Origin of the sequence: Streptococcus sanguinis, from assembly GCF_900475275.1 — a bacterium.
In the GTDB taxonomy this organism is placed as follows: Bacteria; Bacillota; Bacilli; order Lactobacillales; family Streptococcaceae; genus Streptococcus; species Streptococcus sanguinis_N.
Genome location: NZ_LS483364.1, coordinates 1,554,734 through 1,574,451, shown reverse-complemented (window position 1 = coordinate 1,574,451; position 19,718 = coordinate 1,554,734). Strand labels below are relative to the sequence as shown.

Annotated in this window: 21 protein-coding genes and 1 riboswitch; of the genes, 16 read left to right on the top strand and 5 right to left on the bottom strand. The window is 41.5% G+C overall.

The window, feature by feature from the left end; translation table 11 throughout:
* The first annotated feature begins 172 nt into the window (after positions 1-172).
* From DQM55_RS07795 to DQM55_RS07760, 8 genes are all read left to right on the top strand, one after another.
* On the top strand, positions 173-2,068 hold the full coding sequence (locus tag DQM55_RS07795) for an ABC-F family ATP-binding cassette domain-containing protein (protein WP_111676049.1): 1,896 nt from the start codon (positions 173-175) through the stop codon (positions 2,066-2,068).
* Between the two features lie 173 nt (positions 2,069-2,241).
* Complete coding sequence (locus tag DQM55_RS07790) at positions 2,242-2,799, top strand: hypothetical protein (protein WP_002919352.1); 558 nt, start codon at positions 2,242-2,244, stop codon at positions 2,797-2,799.
* Positions 2,800-2,887: 88 nt separating this feature from the next.
* The gene (locus tag DQM55_RS07785) at positions 2,888-3,619 is read left to right on the top strand and encodes a hypothetical protein (protein WP_002919351.1); all 732 of its coding nucleotides are present in this window, start codon (positions 2,888-2,890) and stop codon (positions 3,617-3,619) included.
* A 90-nt stretch (positions 3,620-3,709) separates the two neighbouring features.
* Positions 3,710-4,381 carry a hypothetical protein gene (locus DQM55_RS07780; RefSeq protein WP_111676047.1) on the top strand — a complete coding sequence of 224 codons (672 nt, stop codon included), beginning with the start codon at positions 3,710-3,712 and terminating at the stop codon, positions 4,379-4,381.
* Between the two features lie 169 nt (positions 4,382-4,550).
* Positions 4,551-5,456 (top strand): beta-carotene 15,15'-monooxygenase, encoded by a 906-nt coding sequence (locus tag DQM55_RS07775; RefSeq protein ID WP_111676045.1) that lies wholly within the window; start codon positions 4,551-4,553, stop codon positions 5,454-5,456.
* Between the two features lie 69 nt (positions 5,457-5,525).
* A complete protein-coding gene (locus tag DQM55_RS07770) occupies positions 5,526-6,230 on the top strand; it encodes a hypothetical protein (RefSeq protein ID WP_111676043.1) in 705 nt (234 codons plus the stop codon).
* Between the two features lie 215 nt (positions 6,231-6,445).
* On the top strand, positions 6,446-7,342 hold the full coding sequence (locus DQM55_RS07765) for a hypothetical protein (protein ID WP_111676041.1): 897 nt from the start codon (positions 6,446-6,448) through the stop codon (positions 7,340-7,342).
* Positions 7,343-7,400: 58 nt separating this feature from the next.
* Positions 7,401-8,060 (top strand): hypothetical protein, encoded by a 660-nt coding sequence (locus tag DQM55_RS07760; protein WP_049547893.1) that lies wholly within the window; start codon positions 7,401-7,403, stop codon positions 8,058-8,060.
* Between the two features lie 40 nt (positions 8,061-8,100).
* On the opposite strand, the gene DQM55_RS07755 is transcribed toward DQM55_RS07760, so the two are convergent.
* The 3 genes from DQM55_RS07755 to murT are packed head-to-tail and all read right to left on the bottom strand — an operon-like array spanning position 8,101 to position 10,505.
* Positions 8,101-8,358, bottom strand: a complete 258-nt coding sequence (locus DQM55_RS07755; protein ID WP_111676039.1) for a lipopolysaccharide assembly protein LapA domain-containing protein — start codon at positions 8,356-8,358, stop codon at positions 8,101-8,103.
* 18 nt (positions 8,359-8,376) lie between these two features.
* Positions 8,377-9,162, bottom strand: coding sequence for a lipid II isoglutaminyl synthase subunit GatD (gene gatD / locus DQM55_RS07750; RefSeq protein WP_111676038.1), 786 nt, complete (start codon positions 9,160-9,162; stop codon positions 8,377-8,379).
* Positions 9,162-10,505 (bottom strand): lipid II isoglutaminyl synthase subunit MurT, encoded by a 1,344-nt coding sequence (murT, locus tag DQM55_RS07745; RefSeq protein WP_111676035.1) that lies wholly within the window; start codon positions 10,503-10,505, stop codon positions 9,162-9,164. The genes gatD and murT overlap by 1 nt, the downstream gene beginning before the upstream one ends.
* 232 nt (positions 10,506-10,737) lie before the next feature.
* Between murT and cdaA the strand changes: the two genes are divergently transcribed.
* The 7 genes from cdaA (at position 10,738) to DQM55_RS07710 (ending at position 17,380) form a co-directional block, all read left to right on the top strand.
* Positions 10,738-11,586, top strand: a complete 849-nt coding sequence (cdaA, locus tag DQM55_RS07740; RefSeq protein ID WP_111676033.1) for a diadenylate cyclase CdaA — start codon at positions 10,738-10,740, stop codon at positions 11,584-11,586.
* On the top strand, positions 11,574-12,338 hold the full coding sequence (locus DQM55_RS07735) for a CdaR family protein (RefSeq protein ID WP_002925361.1): 765 nt from the start codon (positions 11,574-11,576) through the stop codon (positions 12,336-12,338). The genes cdaA and DQM55_RS07735 overlap by 13 nt, the downstream gene beginning before the upstream one ends.
* A gap of 94 nt (positions 12,339-12,432) precedes the next feature.
* Positions 12,433-13,785, top strand: a complete 1,353-nt coding sequence (gene glmM / locus DQM55_RS07730) for a phosphoglucosamine mutase (protein ID WP_004187618.1) — start codon at positions 12,433-12,435, stop codon at positions 13,783-13,785.
* Positions 13,786-13,914: 129 nt separating this feature from the next.
* Positions 13,915-15,600 carry an Ig-like domain-containing protein gene (locus tag DQM55_RS07725; RefSeq protein WP_111676031.1) on the top strand — a complete coding sequence of 562 codons (1,686 nt, stop codon included), beginning with the start codon at positions 13,915-13,917 and terminating at the stop codon, positions 15,598-15,600.
* A 117-nt stretch (positions 15,601-15,717) separates the two neighbouring features.
* Positions 15,718-15,846 (top strand): DUF4044 domain-containing protein, encoded by a 129-nt coding sequence (locus DQM55_RS07720; RefSeq protein ID WP_002895969.1) that lies wholly within the window; start codon positions 15,718-15,720, stop codon positions 15,844-15,846.
* A gap of 50 nt (positions 15,847-15,896) precedes the next feature.
* Positions 15,897-17,207: a GTPase ObgE gene (obgE, locus tag DQM55_RS07715; RefSeq protein ID WP_111676029.1), complete on the top strand. Its 1,311-nt coding sequence runs from the start codon at positions 15,897-15,899 to the stop codon at positions 17,205-17,207.
* Between the two features lie 11 nt (positions 17,208-17,218).
* Positions 17,219-17,380 (top strand): hypothetical protein, encoded by a 162-nt coding sequence (locus DQM55_RS07710; RefSeq protein WP_111676027.1) that lies wholly within the window; start codon positions 17,219-17,221, stop codon positions 17,378-17,380.
* Positions 17,381-17,467: 87 nt separating this feature from the next.
* Here the strand turns inward: DQM55_RS07710 and DQM55_RS07705 are convergent, their stop codons facing one another.
* A complete protein-coding gene (locus tag DQM55_RS07705; protein WP_231909436.1) occupies positions 17,468-18,019 on the bottom strand; it encodes an ECF transporter S component in 552 nt (183 codons plus the stop codon).
* Between the two features lie 13 nt (positions 18,020-18,032).
* Positions 18,033-19,004: a nucleoside hydrolase gene (locus DQM55_RS07700; protein ID WP_111676023.1), complete on the bottom strand. Its 972-nt coding sequence runs from the start codon at positions 19,002-19,004 to the stop codon at positions 18,033-18,035.
* A gap of 120 nt (positions 19,005-19,124) precedes the next feature.
* Positions 19,125-19,169: riboswitch (PreQ1 riboswitch) on the bottom strand.
* Between the two features lie 158 nt (positions 19,170-19,327).
* Between DQM55_RS07700 and DQM55_RS07695 the strand changes: the two genes are divergently transcribed.
* Positions 19,328-19,708 carry a RidA family protein gene (locus DQM55_RS07695; protein ID WP_002895964.1) on the top strand — a complete coding sequence of 127 codons (381 nt, stop codon included), beginning with the start codon at positions 19,328-19,330 and terminating at the stop codon, positions 19,706-19,708.
* Positions 19,709-19,718 lie beyond the last annotated feature (10 nt).

Sequence of the window (19,718 nt, the reverse complement as noted above, 5' to 3'; positions counted from 1 at the left end):
CTGATTTCATCAGCTTTTACAGCCCTACTCAACTGTGCGGAGGTGGGACGACGAAATCGAATTCTAACGAATTACCGATTTCTGTCCCACTCTCTTTTTCTTTTGGGGAGCTGAGTTCGCTTTCTCTTGAATTCTAATAGCTGTGCTTCTGGAAATCTGCTATAATGGTCTTATGATTATTTTACAAGCAAGCAAGATTGAACGCTCTTTTGCAGGGGAGCTTCTTTTTGACAATATTAACCTGCAGGTGGATGAGGTAGACCGGATTGCCCTCGTCGGTAAAAACGGAGCTGGGAAGTCAACCCTGCTCAAGATTTTGGTGGGTGAGGAAGAGCCTACTTCTGGTCAGATCAATAAAAAACGAGACCTGTCCCTGTCCTATCTGGCTCAGGATAGCCGCTTTGAGTCGGAGAATACTATCTACGACGAGATGCTGATGGTCTTTGATAGTCTGCGTCAGCAGGAGAAGCGCTTGCGGCAGATGGAGCTGCAAATGGGAGAATTGTCAGGGGAAGATCTGACTGCTCTCATGACCCAGTACGATCAGCTGTCAGAGGACTTTCGCCAGAAAGGTGGTTTTACCTACGAGGCCGATATTCGAGCTATTTTGAATGGCTTCAAGTTTGACCAGTCCATGTGGCAGATGAAGATTTCTGAGCTGTCAGGCGGGCAGAATACCCGTCTGGCTCTGGCTAAGATGCTTTTGGAAAAGCCAGAACTGCTGGTCTTGGACGAGCCGACCAACCATTTGGATATTGAGACCATTGCCTGGCTGGAGACTTACTTAGTCAACTACAGCGGTGCCCTGATCATCGTCAGCCACGACCGCTATTTCTTAGATAAGGTTGCAACCATCACGCTGGATTTGACCAAGCATTCCTTGGATCGCTATGTGGGTAATTACTCTAGCTTTGTGGTCCAAAAGGAGCAGAAGCTGGCCACTGAAGCCAAGAACTATGAAAAGCAACAGAAAGAAATTGCTGCGCTAGAGGACTTTGTCAATCGCAATCTAGTTCGAGCCTCCACTACCAAGCGGGCTCAGTCCCGCCGCAAGCAGCTGGAAAAGATGGAGCGTTTGGACAGGCCGGAGACCGGCAATCGCTCGGCTAATATGACCTTCAAATCCGATAAGGTTTCGGGCAATGTTGTTCTGACCTTGGAAGATGCGGCTATTGGCTACGGAGAGGAAGTCCTGTCGGAGCCAATTAACCTGGATATTCGCAAGTTTAATGCGGTAGCTATCGTCGGACCAAATGGGATTGGAAAGACGACCTTGATTAAATCACTAATCGGGCAAGTGCCCTTCATCAGAGGCAAGGAGCAGCTGGGAGCTAATGTGGAAGTGGGCTACTATGACCAGACCCAGAGCAAACTGACTGCTAGCAATACGGTTCTCGATGAGCTATGGAATGACTTCAAGCTGACACCAGAGGTCGAGATTCGCAATCGCTTAGGCGCTTTCCTCTTCTCGGGAGACGATGTCAAGAAGTCTGTCGGCATGCTATCGGGTGGAGAGCGGGCGCGGCTGCTTCTAGCCAAGCTGTCTATGGAAAACAACAACTTCCTTATCCTAGACGAGCCGACTAACCACCTGGATATTGACAGCAAGGAAGTACTGGAAAATGCCCTGATTGACTTTGACGGCACCCTGCTCTTTGTCAGCCATGACCGTTACTTTATCAATCGCGTGGCCACTCAGATCATCGAGCTTTCTGAAACAGGTTCCACTCTTTATCTGGGTGATTATGACTACTATCTGGAGAAAAAGGCAGAACAGGAAGCCTTGCGTGAAGAGACGGAGCAGGTCGATTCTGATAAGCCAGCACCTGCCAATGACTATCAAATCCAAAAGGAAAACCAGAAAGAACAGCGCCGTCTGGCCCGTCGCCTAGAACAACTGGAAGCGCAAATCGAGGACTTGGACAGCCAGATCAGTCAGCTTCAGGAAGCCATGCAGGCCACTAATGATGCCGCCGAACTCATGGAGAGTCAGCAGCAAATCGACCAGCTGACCGCCGCCCAAGAAGAAGCCATGCTAGAGTGGGAAGAGCTGGCGGAGAAGGTGTAGGAAAAGAATAGAATCAGACGAGCAACCTGCAGGAGTGAGCAGTTTCCATGAGGAATGAGCTTTATAGAGTCTGTAGTAAACATCAGGAAAAGATCGTACTCAGTGTGCTTCAGTTATTATGCTCGTTAGGATTTTGATAACTGAAGCACTTTATTAAGGAAAAAAAGGAGATAATGATGGATTTTCTAGTAATATTTATGATTGCAATGCTAGCAATTTTTGCTTTTGTCGGTTGGATAGTTTATTGGGCGATTAGTCGTTCTGCTAAAAAGAACAAAGAATATCAAGCCTTTGCTTCCGAGCACGGCTATCAATTTGACAAAGCACAAGGTAATGACTATTACAGAGATTATTCCAAGCAAAAAACAAGTAATGATCTCACACTAAAACTTTCCCAGAATCCGTATGTAGAAAAATATGCTCATTTTAGTCATTATCCATTTGGTCGTGGAAATATGGTAAAAGTTGCCTATGTAATTTCAGGTAGCTACAATGGTTCTCAATTTCGGGCTTTCACCTATCATTTTGAGGGGAATTCAATTGAGAATTCTGGTCCCGGTGGTGTATTCAGTATTGTTATGATTCAGTGCCCCGATGCACCAAAAGGTCAGCTTTTAGAGCAAATGTTTTATGAAAATGGAGTGCTCTGTGAATACCTTCGAGAAAACTTGAATGTAGAAACGATTCATGAGAGAATTGAGAAATTGGCTTATATTGCAAACGCAAAATGAGTCTTCCCGGTTTTCAATTCAGAGATTTGGTAATAGGAAGTATATAGTTAATTAGAAAGAGCTTAGAATGTTTTTTAGAAGACGGCGTATGTATTTAAATCAATATTATGACAAAGCTATTTATTTTGATCGTAAGACCCACGAAGTATTAGAAGCGCCAAAAAGCAAATTATTAGACACAGAGAAATCAAGTAAAATGAACAGGCATATTCCTTTATTAGTTGTTCTCTTTATAGCTAGTGGAAGTGGCATTTCTTCCTTCTTTAGTCTATTTTTACAAGGAACTTATAGCATGACTACTTTTTGGAGTGTTATTCTTATTTGGCTAGGAGAGTTTACTTTTATCACTATCCTCGTAGAACGGGCCTTGTATCGAAATGTCAATAGAGCGCAAGTGACTACTCAAACGGTCAGCCTTTTTACTATTTGTGATTCAGAGGATTTAAAAGAAAAGAACTTGAGCGAAAAAGAGAAGCGCAATAATACTTATTTATTTAACGCTTTGTTGTTCACTATTCCTGCAGTAGGTTTCTACTATGTCTATGATTTTATTTTTCATTTCAAAGATTTTTTGGGGCAACCAATTGGAGGTGAGATTTTTAAGATTATATTTGCAGGGCTTTTGTTAGGAATTGCTTTTGTTATATATAATCAGAATAATATTTCTGGTATTTTAGACATAACAGAAAAATTTGAGTCTGGAAAATTAAGAGTAGTATGTAGAGACGATGAAAACTCTGATGTATATTTAGAAGTGAGCGTTGGAACAGATGGAGCTATTTTGACAAAAGAGCTACATGATTATAAAGCTGGGGCTTAGCTGATTTGAAATTAAATAAAAGTGAGTGAAGCAGTAGAGATTATAAAGTTTAGTAACAGAACTTCAATAAGTAATTGGAAAGAGGTTAGAATGTTTTTTCTTAGACGTCGTCGAGTATTTATTGGCGAGTGTGATGGTCAGGCGGTCTATTATGACCAGCAGACTAGAGAGGCTTTAGCAGCTCCCAAAAGTTTTCTGCTCAATACGGAAGGTGCTTATAAGACCAATGCCTACATTCCTGAAATGGTTATCTTTCTGATGGCAGGTGGACCTGGTCTCTATGGCCTCCTTTCAGCCTTGGATATTGGTGTCTATAACTGGACTAGTTTGAGCTATGTGTTACTATTGTGGCTGGCTGAGTTTCTATTGTTTACCGCAATTCTTGAGCGAGGACTTTATAAAAATGTGCGCAAGGCTAAGCCGACAACAGAGAAGGTGTTTTATTATGCAGTGTCACATAATTTGATGGTGAGGGACGAACACTTTGATCCAGCTGAGGCATCTGCTACGATTTATCGAATCACTCGTTACATCATACTTGCCTTTGCGATCTATTATTTGTATGTTTTTTACGACTGCACTCAAAAATTCGGGCAACCGATTGAACAAGGCTATGATTTTTGGGGAGCAGGTTTAATGTTCTTCATGCTCTTTTTGTTGTACAACCAAAACAACCCGATTCGTTTTGTGAAGATTATGAAGCTATACAGCCAAGGGAAAATCCTGTTTAAGAAAGAAACAGAGAGCGAAACTTGTAACTAGGTGTTAGGTAAAACAGTCGAATCGCAGAAAGCAAGTGCTATATCTTTAACGGAGCGAGGAGTAGTTGTTGCGACAGTTGCTGTTTTGTGACACAATTTGTCTCCTATCCTCAAATGGAAGATTCCCAAGAATATGAGCCTTTCTACTAGATGAAATTTGGAGATTAAAAATGAAAAAAATCAGTATTTTTGGTGCAGACTTTGAACGAAGTAAGAAAATCGTAACGAACGGAAAGTTTGCCTTAACCTCTGGTATGCCAAATCCCATTCATATGGGGATGATCAATCGGCTGTTTACGGTCTTATTTTGCATATTTATCTTCTTTGGAATTATGGTTTACTTTCTATTAATTGCTTTGCCAAGTAGTGTAGGTCAAAGTGGCGAAGTACACTATCTTTCTCATCAATCGGTTTCTTTGTTTCAAACAATTGGGGAAATAATGCGACCAATCAGTATTGTTTTCTATCTGATTTTCCTCTTTGGTTCTATCCCTGTTTTTTGGCCCAAGAAACGCTTGAGCAGTCAGTTATGGACTTACTTTCCTTTTTATTTTTCAATGTCAATTTGTGCTTTTATATCAGGGTTATACTTTGCCAGTGCGGTAGCTTACGACGCTTATACATTGGTGGGATTCTGGTTTCAGTTCGTCTTAGGAATCGTTCTCTTTTTCTGGATTATTACGAATAGTATCCAGAATCTGAAAAGGAGACTGAACGATGAAGAAGAAAAGTCAATTCTTAAGAAAGTGATGATGATTACAGTCGGAACGATGGTAGTGCTCTTTCCGGTATCACTGGTCTATCATCTAATGAATCAACTTCCGGTCCTTTGGTATTTTTATATGTTTGGATTATTTTTGGTGGTTTGGTTTGTCATTAGCGGTTATTTTATAGCTTTTATGATGAATGTGCATATTTTTCAAGCCTATTATATCCACAAGTACCCAGAAGAGTATAAATCCTACTTAAAGATTTCAGACCGAGAATGGTACAGCAAACGATATTATAAAAAGCTGGTCAAAAGTGGCAAGCTAAAAGAAGAAACAACACAAGAGAATGGAGAAGAAAATGAGTAAAAAATTATTGCTTTTAGGAAGTGATGTCAATAAAGAACTAGATCGAAATATTAAGTCTAAAAAGCTAATATGGAGCTGTCCATTGTGAAAAAGATAAGATTATTATTTGCTGTTGATAATGGGATGGGAACTAATTTAAAAGGAACAGGCTTAGCTGCAGAGTACTATTTTTTATCAGGAGATATTGTTTGGAGAAGGCTCGATAAGGAAAAAATAGGGAATCACCAAAACATAGCTAAGAAAATTGGCAGATTAACTTGGATGTCTTCGCCATTTTTGATTGTCCCGATTATGGCTTTTATCGCTGGTTATTCTGATAATTACATTGTTCCTCAAAAAGAGTTCGGTCTTTTTTCTTTTCTGTTACCTATGATCTTAGGAATCTGGTTTTTTATACTTTTTGAATTATGGATGATTTCAATTAGAAATACTTATCCTTTGATTGAAGCTCCTAGTAGTACTGTCCAGAAAGAATATTTTGAAGTTATACACGATATAACTTTAAAACATAATGATGTTTTGAAACAGATAAAAACATCTTATCTTGCAAACATTTTAGTAGTGTTGTTTATTGTCTTTGCAGTTATTCCTTTTGTTTATTGGTTTTATTTTATGCCAAGTACAATTATAGAGTTTATAATAAAATTAGTTGTACTTGCTATACTACTTTCTTTGGTTCCAAATATTATATGGAATGGCATAGTCAAAACTGTTATAAATAATAAAATTTTAGATAAATTAAATTATGAATTGGAGAATGAAAATGGAAAATAATAACCCTATTTTACCAATTGGTTCGGTTGTCATAAACCAGTTGAGATCAAACCATGTAATGTCTGTATGTCTAGCAGAATTAAAAAAATGCTTTTAGAGATACAAAGGCCAAATTTTTTGAGGTAGAAAATGAGTGAAAAAATATAGTTTTAGGACCAGAAGAATTAAACAAGAACTACTTTCAATCACTAGGTGCGACACGAGCTTCTGTTGGGATGCTTGGTTTGGCCTGGTCCGGTATATTTGCCTTAAGTATTGCCTTGTCGCATGTGTATTATTTTATAAAAGATCAACTCAAATTGAATCCCTTTTCTAATCTTATATTCCTATTTTTTTGCGTATACCTTCTTTTTATGCTGATATGTCAAGTTATTTCTTTCAATCAAAAATTGATTTATAGACATCAATTTTTTGGTACAGCCATGCTTTTTGCAATGATTAATGGATTACTTCTGTCATTAGTTTTGACCGATTATGTTATTGTTGTACTCACTAATAATTTATTGAGAAATTCTTTTATATATACCATTATTTTTGGGCTTAGTTCTCTGATTCTATTTTGGGGTTTAATCCTTTATAATGTAAGATGGCTAAAGAAACAATTAGAAACAGACTTTTCCGAGCAACGGACTAATGCCAACTATGTTGCTGCTTCGAGTGTCTATAGTAAACCCTCTATTTGGATAATTCTAGGAGCTACCTTGCTTGGGGGAATGATGGTTGGTTTGATAACCGGCTATTATAAGCAAATATTAGGTATTTTTGGTAATCTAGTGTTTATATCAGCTTTCTCGAGACTCATTGTTGAAGTCGGATATTTACTTAAATTGAGAGCGAAAGATAAGACTTACTGGGAAGAAGTACCAGAAGAATTATATAATCAGAGTTTTTTAAAAACTTTAGATTTCAAAAAGACTAAGCCTCGTTTGATTACAGAGGTAATTCTATTTCTTGGTATTATTGTTTGTTTGCAATTATTGCATATAGATGCTGAAAATAGTCCGATTTGGCTAATATGGTTTATAAGAATTTTTGGCTATACGATTGTCTTGGATGCTACGGGGAGTTTTATTTATTATCAGTTTAAAAAGAGGAAGAAAAGAAAGTGCTGAGAACTATATCAACCTGACTTGTTTTAATTGTTGGTATATAGAGAGGAAAGGATGAAGGATGTTTTTTAGGAAAGTTATTTATATAGGGGAAAGTGATGGTCAGGCTATTTATGTAAATGTAGAAAAGCCAAGAGACCCCTTAGCAGCTCCTAAAAGTAAACTATTGAATACAGAGGCATCGCGTGGCAATCGGAAACAAATCATTTTAATTACATCATTTCTGATTGCTTTTAGTGGTGTGATGCAGCTTTTTCCTGAGACACGATTGTTTGGTGGTGTCTATGGCTATGGTACTTTGGTTTATTTTCTAATTGTTTGGTTTCTGGAAGGTACTCTTTTGCTGGTCATAGTAGAGCGAGCCCTTTATAAGAATGTTAAGTTGGCACAGCCAACCAGTAAAGAAAATTTTAGACGGGCAGTTGATACTAATCTTATTTGGGGTAATTTTGGCGATAAGAAGGTTACTCTTGGCAAGAAGATATTCGCTTGGATTTTCACAGTATTTATGGCTTTAATGGGACTGATTGGTCCAATTTTAGTCATATCTATTCTAGTTTTTAATATGATAGGGACACCTATCGGCAGTGAGATTATCACTTTAAGCTTTATGGGTATTTTACCAGCTGCAGCAGTTCTGTTATTATGGCAAAACAATATGGTTAGATGGTTTATGGCTGTTGAAAGATATAGAAAGAATAGATACAATAAAATTTTATAAAAAGAAAATACAAAAAAACTAGGCTGGAGTGATTTCCAACCTAGTTTTCTGTATGGGAATTTTTAAGTGCTTCTTTGGTTTTCTTAAGCTCTTTTTTCAGTGAGAAATTTTTCACCATGCTGATGAGAAAAGTCGTGACAGAACCCAGGAGCACTGAAATTAAAATCAATATAATCAAGGGTAGTTTGAAGCTGAACAAGATAAAGCTAACATTGACACTCTGCATATTGGCCAAGGAAATACCAGCCACCAATAGAATGGTAATTAAAAGCAGAATATAGTGCAATTTTTCTTTCATAGTGATTCTCCTGTTTATCTATTCAAACTCAGCTTTGCTCTTGATATCTCCATATTCTTCTGGGATTTCTTGGGCTAGGATATCTTCATAAGCGGCTAGTTGAATATCTGAGCCATACTTGTTTTTCAGAGCAGTGGTCACCAGACGGTAGGCCAAGTTCGCATTGCGGGACAAGATAGGGCCATGGAAGTAGGAGCCAAAGACATTTTTATAATGAACACCCTCGCAACCATCCTCTTGGTTGTTGCCATTTCCATAGACGACTTTGCCCAGAGGTTTTTCATCGTCCGAGAGGAAAGTCCGTCCTTGGTGATTTTCAAAGCCGTAGTAGGTCTCATCGAATTCATCATTATGAATCTTAATATCACCAATATAGCGATTATTGGTCTGGTTGAGGGTATAGTGACCCATGATGCCCAGACCTTCAATTCGACGGCCAGAAGCTTCGATATAGTATTGGCCTAAGAGTTGGAAGCCACCACAGATGGCTAGCACTACGCCGTTTTCATTAATAAAGCTTTCCAAAGCTTCTTTTTTAGCTGGCAGGTCACGAGCCACGATCGTTTGCTCATAGTCTTGACCTCCGCCAAAGAAGACGATGTCGTAGCTGTCCTTTTCAAAGTCATCTTCTAGAGAAACGATATCGACTTTAACTCTAGCGCCTAGCTTTTCAGCCACATACTTGAGCATGAGGACATTGCCATTGTCGCCGTAGGTATTCATGAGATTGCCATAGAGGTGGGCAATCTTTACTTCGTAGCGATAGTCCTGGTTTTCAGGAGAAGTGAGGGATCTGTATACCATTAGTTCATCTCCTTTCTGACCACTTGTCGTTCTGCCAGCAACTCACGGAATTCCAGCATGGCAGTATAAGTTGCTAAGATATAGGCATGCTTGGTTTCTTGCTGTTCAATGGCCTTAAAGACTGCTTCCAAATCTTTGACTTCGGTAATCTGATCTGCTGGATAGCCCGTTACCCGCAGTCGACGAGCAATCTCAGAGTGGCGGACACCGCCAGCAATGACATGAGGGATCTCCATCTCTAAAATCCTCTCAAAATCAGCATCCCAGATCCAGCTGGTATCAATGCCGTCTGCATAGTTTGCATTGAGCAGAACGGACAAGCTAAAGTCAAAAGGTGCCAGTCCAATCATATCCAGTGCTTGGGTCGCCCCAACCGGATTTTTAATCAAGACTAAGGTACATTCCTTATCGCCGATTTTGAAAGTTTCCTGACGGCCAAAGACAGCTCGGCTCTTGTCAAAGCCAGCCTTAATAGTAGCCGGCTCGACATCAAAGAACTGAGCTACTGATACAGCGGCTAAGGCATTGTAGATATTATAAAGGCCACCGATATTGATTTGATAGTCTTGACCATCAATGGTAAAGGCAGAGCGGTTATGCTCAAGCGTTTTTAGAGCGGTCAGGCTGTAGTCAAGCTTAGGACGCTTGAAGCCGCAGTCCTCACAGATATAAGCTCCCAGATTAGCATAGGTATTGAGCTCATACTTGAGGATATGCTCGCACTTGGGACAGAGAATGCCCTCTGTATTGTAGTGAGTCAGCTGAGCCTGGCCTTTCTCGGTATCAAATCCATAGTAGCGGACAGGATTCTTCAGGCTGACTGAGTTAAAGAGGGGGCTGTCACCATTCATGAGTACAGTCGCTTCAGGCACTTTAGCTGCAGCATCCAGAATCATCTGGTAGGTCGTGTAGATCTCCCCATAGCGATCCATTTGGTCTCGGAAAATATTGGTAAAAACGAAGAGGCTAGGCTTGATATAATCACAAATCCGAGATAGGCTGGCTTCATCTATTTCCAGCACAGCGATATGTTTGCCAGATTTGCCTTTTTTAGCAGTCAGGAAGGTTGTGGTAATCCCGGTAATCATATTGGCACCACTGGGGTTGGTCACCACTTCTCCGAAGGCTTCCTTGAGAATGCCTACTGTCAGAGCTGTAGTCAGAGTTTTCCCATTGGTTCCGGTAATAACCACGACCTCATAGTTCTTCGCTAGATTTTGTAAAATATTTTTGTCAAATGTCAGGGCAATTTTCCCTGGCAGAGTCGAACCGCGTCCCATTTTGCTGAGAACAAAGTGGGAGGACTTGCCTGCCAAGAGGCCCAATGCTGTATTTATCTTCATAAGAAATATTTTATCATAAAAAAGTAAAGAAGGTTACAGAAAAATATTGACAAACGTGATATAATGGGTTGGTAAGTCTTTAAGCATTAAGACCCACTGTATAATAAAAAGAGAGAAGTTAATTGAGTAAACTCTAAGTACAAGATAAAATCAGGCTGATACTGGATTTAATAAGTTCGATTTGTTGCTACAGCTGTTTGATTTTGCTTGTAGAGGAGTAGGAAGTCTAAGTATGAATTTTCAACAACTAACCAATCTCCAATATTGGGCCAGTTTGTTTTCTGACCCTTGGAGGATTGTAATTAATATTATTGACGTCGCTATCGTCGCATGGATTCTATATTATCTAATCAAGGCCATTGCTGGTACCAAGATTATGATTTTGGTCCGAGGTGTGCTCTTCTTTATCTTGGCACAGTTTTTTGCCAATATCATCGGCTTGACTACCATTTCTTGGTTGATCAATCAGGTCATCACTTACGGGGTTATTGCGGCCGTGGTGATTTTCTCGCCTGAGATTCGGGCAGGATTGGAAAAACTTGGCCGAGCAACGGATATCTTTTCTACAACGCCCATCAGTAACGAAGAAAAAATGGTTCAGGCCTTTGTCAAGTCTGTTGCCTATATGAGTCCGCGGAAAATCGGGGCTTTGGTAGCCATTCAGGGAACCCCTACCTTGCAGGAGTATATTGCGACAGGGATTCCCTTGGATGCAGATGTGTCCGGAGAGCTGCTAATCAACATTTTTATCCCCAATACGCCATTGCATGATGGAGCTGTCATCATAAAAAACAATAAGATTGCGGCTTCCTGTGCCTACCTGCCTCTGACAGAAAGCAGCGGCATCTCTAAGGAGTTTGGAACTCGGCATCGCGCAGCTATTGGCCTGTCTGAAGTATCAGATGCGTTTACTTTTGTCGTTTCCGAAGAAACCGGCGGTATTTCCACTACACACAATGGAATTTTCAAGCATGATTTGACTTTGGATGAGTTTGAGATAGAGCTGAGAAAGGTCTTCTTATCAGAGCAGGACAAGCCAGTAGGTTTGAAAAAACGCTTCATGGGAGGATGGAAGAAATGAAAAAACGTAAAAAAATTCTTTATATCATCTCTTCGTTTTTCTTTGCCCTAGTGCTTTTTGTCTATGCAACCTCTAGCAGTTATCAAAACAATACTGGAGTTCGACAGGTCACATCTGAAACTTATACCAATACGGTTTCCAATGTGCCAATTGACATCAAATATGACAGCGAGAATTACTTTATCAGCGGCTTCACTTCTGAAGTTTCCGTCGCCCTGACAGGCTCCAACCGGGTCAATCTAGCCAGTGAAATGCAGGAAAGTACTCGGAAGTTTCGAGTTGTAGCTGATCTTTCAAAGGCTACAGAAGGCACTGTAGAAATCCCACTAAAGGTTGAAAATCTGCCAAGCGGTCTGACTGCTACAGTCACTCCGCAAAAGATTTCGGTTAAGATTGGTAAAAAAGCCAGCAAGAAAGTTGAGGTCCGCTACCTCATCACAGACAGCCAGGTGGCTGAAAATGTGTCTATTAGCGGTGTGACCTTGGAAAACAAGGAAGCTACAGTAACTAGTGACGAGGAGACCCTTTCTAAGATTGAGTCTGTCGTAGCTATTCTCCCGACCAATGTCATTATCACTGGCAACTACAGCGGGACAGTACCGCTGCAGGCGGTTGATGGACAGGGAAATGTCATGCCAAGCGTGGTGACACCATTTGAGACAACTATGCGTGTCAACACTAAAACAGCAGAAAACTCTGGCTCGTCCTCCTCTAACAGCAGCTCGAATACGAGCTCATCAAATAAAAACTAAATAAAATTTTGAAAATAAACTTGGATTAAAGCGGTCTGCCTTGCTTGCAGCCTAAATCTTTACATCCAGGTCTTATGAAAGGAAACTATTTATAATGGGTAAATACTTTGGAACCGATGGTGTTCGCGGAGAAGCAAATGTGGAATTAACGCCAGAATTGGCCTTTAAACTCGGTCGCTTTGGTGGTTATGTTCTGAGCCAGCACGAAAGTGAAGTTCCTCGGGTCTTTGTTGGCCGGGATACTCGAATTTCAGGAGAAATGCTGGAAAGCGCCTTGGTTGCAGGACTTTTGTCCGTTGGGATTCATGTCTATAAATTGGGTGTCATTGCAACGCCTGGTGTGGCTTATCTGGTCAAGTCAGAGAAAGCTAGCGCCGGAGTCATGATTTCTGCCAGCCACAATCCGGCTTTGGATAATGGTATCAAATTCTTTGGTGGTGACGGCTATAAACTGGATGATGAGCGTGAGTTGGAAATCGAGGCTTTGTTGGATGCAGCAGAAGATACCTTGCCACGTCCGAGCGCCGAAGGTTTGGGTGACTTGGTGGATTATCCAGAAGGACTGCGCAAGTACCAACAATACTTAGTTTCAACTGGTTTGGAACTAGAAGGAATGCATGTAGCCTTAGATACGGCCAACGGTGCGGCTTCTACCAGCGCCCGTCAGATTTTTGCGGATCTAGGCGCACAGTTGACCATTATCGGAGAAAATCCAGACGGCCTCAATATCAATCTGAATGTCGGGTCTACGCATCCAGAAGCTCTGCAGGAAGTTGTCCGTGAGTCTGGTGCAGCAATTGGTCTGGCCTTTGATGGAGATAGCGATCGCCTCATTGCTGTGGATGAAAATGGTGAACTGGTAGATGGTGACAAGATTATGTACATCATCGGTAAGTACCTGTCTGAGAAAGGTGAGCTGGCGCAGAATACCATTGTTACGACTGTCATGTCCAACCTAGGCTTCCATAAGGCTTTGGATCGGGAAGGCATCCAAAAGGCTGTGACAGCAGTTGGTGACCGCTATGTAGTAGAGGAAATGCGGAAGAATGGTTATAATCTTGGTGGTGAGCAGTCTGGACATGTTATCATCATGGACTACAATACGACAGGTGACGGTCAGCTTTCAGCTGTGCAATTGACCAAGGTTATGCAGGAAACAGGTAAGAAGCTATCTGAATTGGCTGCCGAAGTAACCATCTATCCGCAGAAACTAGTCAATATCCGTGTGGAAAACAGTATGAAGGACAAGGCGATGGAAGTCCCAGCTATCAAGACGGTGATTGAGAGAATGGAAGCCGAAATGGCTGGCAATGGCCGGATTTTGGTTCGTCCGAGCGGAACAGAACCTCTGCTGAGGGTCATGGCTGAAGCACCGACTGACGAAGAAGTTAATTACTATGTAGATACCATTGCCAATGTTGTTCGAGATGAAATTGGAATTGAGTAATAAAACGTAAAGAAACTGAGACACAACGTCTTGGTTTTTTTACATTGTTATGAATTTTTAAACACTACGAATAAAAATGTTGATAAATTGCAATACTCTTGGTATAATAAGCTACGAAAGGAGAAAATGATGAAAAATAAAAATACAATTATTTTTAAAATTCTTATCTTATTAACAGCTATTGTTACAGGTTTAGGTTTTGCTGCTCGAACTCAGGCTTCTGAAGTAACTGAATACAGTCAGCAAACCAGCATTACTAAGGATGGTGAGCCATTAACAAGTGACTCAACTGTTAAGACTAATGAAACCTTGTCTGTAACAACCAACTTCACATTTCCAGCGGCTCAAAATATAGCTGAAGGGGATACCCTGACTTTTAAACTTCCGGAAGAATTAAGTCTGATTACTGCCTTAAACTTCGATGTCTATGATGTTGTTAATCATACGGGAGAGTTAGTCGGTACAGCTCAAACTGACCCGGCGACTCAGTCAGTTACAGTGACTTTCAGTAACTACTTTACAAACTATACCCAAAAGAAAGAGCTATCTTTGGGCTTTAACGTTCGCATCAATAACGAAAAAGTCAAAGAAACAGGTCCTGTTTCCTTCAAATTTGGCCAGACAGACTTTTCTTTCCAATACCAGAAAGAAGAAGGAACTGCTGGTGAGTATGAAATGAAATATGGCTACCAGGACAGCACTGATCCGAGTATTGTTAAATGGCGCATTATCCTGAATGCAAGACAGGACATGCTTCGCAACATGGTAATTTCAGACAACTTTGGTGATGGTCTGACACTGGTACCGGGTACTCTACGTGCAGTTCGTTATGCTCCTGTTGCAGGTGGTATTCGCAATGAAGCTCATATCCTGACTCTGCCAGTAGTTGATAACTTTACTAACAAGGCAGTTCTAACTCAAAACGCTAATGGCGATGCTAACGGTTTTACCATTAACTTTGGCGATAACTACAACTGGCCAATGTACATCGAGTACTCTACTCGTGTACCAGAAGGTACTAAAGTGGGGGATGTGGTTAACAACACCCTGTCTTGGACAGCAAAAGGCTTCCCAGAACGCACTATTACTAAGTCAGTCCGCTTGGAAGAGGGCTCTGGTAAAGGAAGCGCTGTGCTAGCAAAAGATGTGAAGATTCAGGCACAGAAAAAACTTGTCAATAAAGTGTTAGAGAAGGGTCAATTTACCTTTGGTCTCTTTGACGAAAACGGTGTTTTACTTCAAACAGCTACCAATGAAGCTGATGGTTCTATCAATTTCAAAGCCTTGAACTATAATGCAGCTGGTGACTACCGCTACAGCATTAAGGAAATTCCGGGCAATGATGCTAACTACATCTATGATGACAAGGAAGCTCAGCTGACAGTTACTGTTAAAGATGTGAATGGTGAGTTTTTGGGTTCTGTTAAATATGATTTGGATCCTGTCTTTACAAATACCTATAGAGGTAATGATCCAGGCAAGGCAGTTCAGCCACCTAACCCTGGAAATAACAACAATCCAAACAATCCAAATAACAACCCTAACAACAATCCTAACAATAATCCGAATAATACCCCAGGTAATGGTAACAATACCCCTGGTAACAGTTCCGATAATCCAAAGGGTGGAACAGACAATCCAGGAAATGGAAATAACAATTCAAACAATGGTACCAATGATCCGGGTGCTGCAGGAGGCAACAAAAAAGTTCTGCCTAAGACTGGTCAAGAAACTACACTTTGGCTGTCAGTTGCAGGTTTGGCAATCTTAGTTGGCTTTGGAAGCTATGTCTTTCTTCAAAAGAAGACTAGATAAGATTCAAAGGTTTTAAGAGTTTTCTCTTAAAGCCTTTTTACATACTTTTCCATTTGAAAAAACGGAGCAATCATGTTAGAATAGACCTAGTAATTTTTAAAGGATAGAGGTGTTATCGTGGCTTTTGGAGATAACGGACAACGCAAAAAAACAGGATTTGAAAAATTGACGATGCTAGTCGTGATTATCATGCTCATCGTGACAGTTGGAGCAATCTTTGCTTCTGCTCTCAGTGCAATCTTTTAATCCAAACGCTTCAGGGCGTTTTTTTAGACTAGAAAAAGAGAATAGAAAAAATGAGTATGTTTTTAGATACAGCCAAGATTCAAGTTAAGGCTGGCAATGGTGGTGATGGCATGGTGGCCTTTCGCCGTGAAAAATATGTTCCTAATGGCGGTCCTTGGGGCGGTGATGGCGGTCGTGGCGGCAATGTGGTTTTTGTTGTAGACGAGGGCCTGCGCACCCTGATGGATTTTCGCTATAATCGCCACTTCAAGGCTCAGTCTGGTGAAAAAGGCATGACTAAGGGCATGCATGGCCGAGGGGCTGAGGACTTGATTGTTCGAGTGCCGCAGGGGACGACGGTTCGTGATGCGGAGACGGGTAAGGTGCTGACGGACTTGGTAGAAAATGGCCAAGAATTTATCGTAGCGCGTGGTGGCCGAGGCGGTCGTGGAAATATTCGCTTTGCAACGCCTAAAAATCCTGCTCCAGAGATTTCTGAGAATGGAGAACCAGGTCAAGAACGGGAGCTTTTGTTGGAGCTCAAGGTCCTAGCAGACGTTGGTCTGGTCGGCTTCCCATCTGTTGGAAAATCCACTTTGCTTAGTGTTATTACAGCAGCCAAGCCTAAGATTGGTGCCTATCATTTCACGACAATCGTGCCCAATCTAGGCATGGTTCGCACTCATTCTGGAGAGTCCTTTGCGGTGGCAGATCTACCAGGTTTGATCGAAGGGGCCAGCCAAGGGGTTGGACTGGGAACCCAGTTTCTCCGTCATATTGAGCGGACACGGGTTATCCTGCATGTTATCGATATGTCAGCTAGTGAGGGACGTGACCCTTATGAGGACTATCTAGCTATCAATAAAGAGTTGGAATCCTACAACCTTCGTCTCATGGAGCGCCCGCAGATTATTGTTGCCAACAAGATGGATATGCCAGATAGTGCTGAAAATCTCAAGATATTCAAAGAGAAATTAGCAGCTAATTATGATGAGTTTGCGGAATTACCGCAGATCTTCCCGATTTCTAGCTTGACCAAGCAGGGACTTACGACCCTCTTGGATGCGACCGCAGAATTATTGGACAAGACACCAGAGTTCTTGCTCTATGATGAGTCTGAAATGGAAGAAGAAGCTTACTATGGCTTTGACGAAGAAGCACCAGCCTTTGAAATTTCTCGTGATGATGATGCGACTTGGGTGCTGTCTGGTGACAAGCTTGAGAAGCTCTTTAATATGACCAACTTTGACCGCGATGAAGCAGTTATGAAATTTGCCCGTCAACTGCGTGGTATGGGAGTTGATGAAGCCCTTCGGGCTCGTGGAGCCAAGGATGGTGACCTAGTTCGCATCGGCAAGTTCGAGTTTGAATTCGTTGACTAAGGAGGCTTGCAATGGGTGATAAACCAATATCCTTCCGCGATGAAAATGGAAATTTTGTCTCTGCAGCCGACGTCTGGAATGCAGAAAAGCTAGAAGAGCTCTTTAATAAACTCAACCCCAAACGCAAGCTGCGTCTGGAAAGAGAAGCATTAGTGAAAGCAGAAGAGGAATAAGATAAAAAGCAGCAGAGCAGGAAATAATCCTACTCAGCTGCTTTTTTTGCGCTAAAGATGTATTCGTTAAGATAATTAATCTTTGTGTTAAGCAAAGATTTTAGGACTGACTGCTTTTATTCGAGGGAGAGCAGCTAGGCAGACACCTAGAACGATAAGCTTGTCTGAATAGTCAGTCAGTATTTGGATGAGGACGATACTGAGGACGGGATTGACTCCCATTCCCCGCAGGGCTTGGACGATGAGGCTGGATCCGCTGGATGTTATGCCTCCGAAGAGCAGGACAGTGATTGCAGAGGCTACTAGGGTACCCGGAAGGGCTACCAAAAGGGTTTTCCAGAGAAGGCTGAGCTTTAAGTTTCCTTTTTCTTTAAAAAACCAAGCTGCTGAAAGAGCAATGATGATAGCGGCAGGCGAGTAGTAGAGAGAAAAGATATCGGTTGTCATCCAGCCAATGAGGGCGCTGAGAAAGGCAACGCCAGCCCCAGCAAGAGGCCCTAAGGTTAAGCTAGCTAGAATCGTTCCAAAGGTATCTAGATAGATAGGTAATTTCAGAAAAAGTGCAATGTTAGCTCCCACGTAGTTAAGAGCGATACAGATAGACAAGAAGCTTAGGATAAGGGGTGTCGATTTTTTCATGATAAAATTTTCCTCATAAAAGTGATGATAGGTCTTGAGCAATCGTTTCCTTAGGCTGATTCAGGAGGATAGCTAAGAAGTCTTGGAAGAAGAGTGAGGGACTGACTTGAGTTGCAATATAGGCATTGGCTGGTTTATGATAGAAGTCATAAGCATCAACCACAGTCTGTCCAAGAGCAATGCCTTCGGTTACGACTTCAACATAGGAGTCGAAGCCCATACAAAGGTCCTCATGCAGAAAATGAGCAATAGCCAGGGGATCATTGATAACACAGCCGATGATGTGTTCATATTCCCAATGGAAGTCCCAGTAGAAACGCGTGATACGGCCGACAAACTCAGCTACTTCTGGCTGTAGGAAACGCATGTACTCTAATAGATTGGGGGTGAGGACGATGGCGCGTGTGACATCCAGTCCCACCATCTCGATTTTTCGGCCTAACTTTTGATAGACAAATTGAGCGGCGTGTGGGTCACACCAGTAGTTATACTCGGCTACAGGTGAGCAGTTGCCATGAGATTTGTAGCTGCCGCCCATGCTGACAAAGCGTTTGATATGTTTTCCAATTTGGGGATTTTGCTTTATAGCCAGTGCTAGATTAGTCAATGGTCCCAAGGTGATTAGGGAAGTGTACTGAGCCTTCTGGAAATAGGTAGCCAGAAATTCAGAGGCTTTCTGAGGCTGGGGCTGACAATTGCTTGTTCGATTGATTCCGCTCTCGCCTAAACCATCCATACCGTGGGTATCCTGAGCTGAAACGAAATCGCGGACTAGAGGTTTTTCTGCCCCTGCATAGACTGGTATATCTAGCCGGTTCAGTTTTTCTAATATTTTAAAGGCATTTTCAACACCAAGGTCCACTGGGACATTTCCAGCGACGATGGTCAGTGCTACAACTTCTAAATCGGGATGTTGAATGGCATAAATTAGGGCTAGACTATCATCTATACCAGGGTCACAGTCGATAATGATTTTTCTTTTCATGAGTTCTCCTTTGCCTATATAAAAATGAGGTTGAGACAATCGGTCCCAACCTCTTAACTGTCAGCCTAATCGAGGAGACAGCAAAAAAACTATGCGCAAGACATTTTAAATACAATATAAAGGCACTTAGTTTTTTATTCTGGGAAGTTTTCGAACCAGTCCAAAACCGGGGTTTTGATTTCTCTATTTCTTTATCATAAATAAAAATAAGGGAAAAGTCAATGGGAGTAAGACTAGCATGGTCACCCCCATCTTTTTATGGTATAATGAAAAAAATAATTTTTATGGTATAATGAAAAAAATAAGTAGGAGAAGTGATAATTATGGCAAAAACGATTCATACAGATAAAGCACCAGCAGCGATTGGACCTTATGTTCAAGGAAAAATTGTCGGCAATCTTTTGTTCGCGAGCGGGCAAATTCCCCTGTCTCCTGAAACTGGAGAAATCATTGGGACGACTATTGAAGAGCAGACCCAGCAGGTGCTGAAAAATGTTTCAGCCATTTTGGAAGCCGCTGGAACAGATTTTGACCATGTAGTCAAGGCTACTTGCTTCTTGAGTGATATCAATGATTTTGTGGCCTTTAATGAAGTTTACAAAACGGCCTTTACAGAAGCATTTCCAGCTCGTTCAGCAGTCGAAGTGGCTCGCCTGCCTAAGGATGTGAAGATTGAGATTGAGGTTATTGCCGAGATTCTCTAAAAAAGAGCGG